The sequence below is a fragment of the Acetobacter sp. AN02 genome, from assembly GCF_029759835.1.
Classification (GTDB): domain Bacteria; phylum Pseudomonadota; class Alphaproteobacteria; order Acetobacterales; family Acetobacteraceae; genus Acetobacter.
In genome coordinates this window covers 1-2,069 of the sequence record NZ_JAJJND010000165.1, presented here as the reverse complement: position 1 = coordinate 2,069, position 2,069 = coordinate 1, and the positions used below count along the sequence as shown (strand labels likewise).

Annotated in this window: 4 protein-coding genes and 1 tRNA gene; 3 read left to right on the top strand and 2 right to left on the bottom strand. The window is 50.1% G+C overall.

The window, feature by feature from the left end:
* Together LOC54_RS12115 and LOC54_RS12110 are read right to left on the bottom strand one after the other, a co-directional pair.
* Positions 1-373: DUF6538 domain-containing protein (locus tag LOC54_RS12115; protein WP_347709407.1), on the bottom strand; the 373-nt coding region annotated here is incomplete at its 3' end.
* A 104-nt stretch (positions 374-477) separates the two neighbouring features.
* A tRNA-OTHER gene (locus LOC54_RS12110) sits at positions 478-579 on the bottom strand.
* Positions 580-814: 235 nt separating this feature from the next.
* Here LOC54_RS12110 and LOC54_RS12105 point away from each other — a divergent pair.
* The 3 genes from LOC54_RS12105 to LOC54_RS12095 form a co-directional block, all read left to right on the top strand.
* Positions 815-1,057, top strand: a complete 243-nt coding sequence (locus tag LOC54_RS12105; protein WP_011253029.1) for a type II toxin-antitoxin system Phd/YefM family antitoxin — start codon at positions 815-817, stop codon at positions 1,055-1,057.
* Entirely contained in the window at positions 1,054-1,479 is a 426-nt protein-coding gene (locus LOC54_RS12100) for a type II toxin-antitoxin system VapC family toxin (protein WP_279314033.1), read from the top strand. Before LOC54_RS12105 ends, LOC54_RS12100 begins: the two co-directional genes overlap by 4 nt.
* A 62-nt stretch (positions 1,480-1,541) precedes the next feature.
* Positions 1,542-2,069, top strand: a 528-nt coding sequence (locus LOC54_RS12095) for a DEAD/DEAH box helicase (RefSeq protein WP_279314032.1), incomplete at its 3' end; no start/stop codon positions are given.

Here is a 2,069-nt window from a genome sequence, read left to right as displayed (position 1 = left end):
ACAAACTCAAATCTACTTTCCTCGCAGCAGTGCAGTTCGCTTCAATCATCATACTGCTTAACTGACGACACGACGTAATGTTGTGAAGGTCTTCCTGCGGGATTGCGTCAATCTTGTCAGCGTTCTGGGAAATGAAGGCTTTGAGTTCAGAAACCTCAGCAGTTCCTTCTTTTACGTCCAAAACCTTTTGTGCCAACTGATTACGAATATCCACAAACAACCCCGACAAAGACGACACTACCCCAACAGCACGGGTTTGAGCGGTCATCCTATCAGATGTTTTGAGGGTTCGGCAGATATGCAGACCTAAGACAGAACGAAGGTCAGAAGGGACTTTAACCCTTACATACCAAGCCTGATAACGCCGAATCATATATGGAGCAGGCAAACTTTTGTCGTCCCATATGTAACACCAACATGTGCCACTAAAGGAAACGACAAGAAATTATTCCAATAAAATCAATACCTTACAGACATTGGCGCCCCATAGGGGATTCGAACCCCTGTTGCCGCCGTGAGAGGGCGATAAGTATAGGCTGAATAGCTGGGTTTTTCCGTTTAAATTGTTGATAACGGAGCATTTAATATCACTAACTGTCACTGGATACAACTGGATATCACATCAGGGTGGGCCCAAGATGGGCCCAAAGAGTTACCGCCCTTTTGGATTATCTAACGACATCTCTGTGAGTTGGCGCTGCCTCAATTGCGAGTGTGAGAAGGGCGCCATCGCTTACCACCACACACATATTCTAATAGGCATGCCCACTATTTTTCTCTATGATGTAACCAGTTTAATGGTTCGGAGTCTACGATGCAGACCGTCAATCTGGTGGAGGCCAAAGCCCATCTCAGTCGTCTGGTCGACCTGGCAAAGGATGGAGAGTCCGTCCGGATTCTGCGTCGCGGCAAGGCGGTCGCACAACTCGTCAAAGTCGAGCCGGTGCGTAAACGGATTGCAGTGAGTGCTCTGCGCTCACTGACCGATGCCATGACGTTGCAAAAGGAGTCTGCTGCGGACGCTGTCCGCGACATGCGTGACGAGGCAAGATATTGAGCGTCTATATTGACACATCGGTTCTCGTGGCGGCCCTGACCAATGAGCGGGAAACTTCCCGGATGCAGGAGTGGCTTGGTGCTCAGGCACCTGAGGAGCTCTTCATCAGTGATTGGGTCGTGACGGAATTTTCCTCTGCGCTGTCGATCAAGCTGCGGACGGGACAGATCACTGTCACCGATCGCGCGAACAGCCTGGCCATGTTCACGCGTCTGTGTGCCGAAAGTATCGGGGTCTTGCCAGTGACCAGTCAGAACTTCCGGACGGCGGCAAGGTTCTCGGACCAGTATGCTCTGGGTCTGCGGGCCGGAGATGCCCTTCATCTGGCGGTTTGTGCGGATCAGGGTGCGACCCTGTATACTCTGGATCGTCGCCTTGCCGAAGCCGGGCCTCAGGTTGGTCTGGCTGCCACTCTTCTGTAATCGATTATTACCGGGAGAGATGTTTTTCCTAAATCGGAAAAAATAAAACAAAGAGAGTATCGATGAAAGCGTTTGAATTCGATCATTATATTATTGATTCTTATGCTCTCTTTTCGCGCTCTTTTAGTTCTATCAGGGCGGAAGATCTTCGGTCAGCAATTGATAGTCAATATGATGCCAAGCGCTTCTGGCCAGACGCGCTGTTGTCAATCAATCCGCGTTTTCTTCAAGGGCCGACAGTCAACGATCTTGTTGCATCAGGCGATCTGGATGAAGCAACCGGACAAATATTTCGGTTCGAATCTGTACCAGTGCGTTTCTATCGTCATCAGGCCCAGTCAATCGCTAAAGCACGAGCCCAGAAAAGCTACGTGGTTACAACGGGCACCGGCTCTGGCAAATCACTTTGCTTTTTTGTGCCAATAATTGATGCCGTTGTCCGCGCGCGGAAGCAGGGTAAAGCACGTAGAACCCGAGCTATTATTATTTACCCTATGAACGCTCTACGTGTTGAGTCCCGGAATTTGATGGTGCATTATTTTCACATGAGTGGAAGGATGCGCTATGGGCCAGGTTCCCCACGGAAGCGC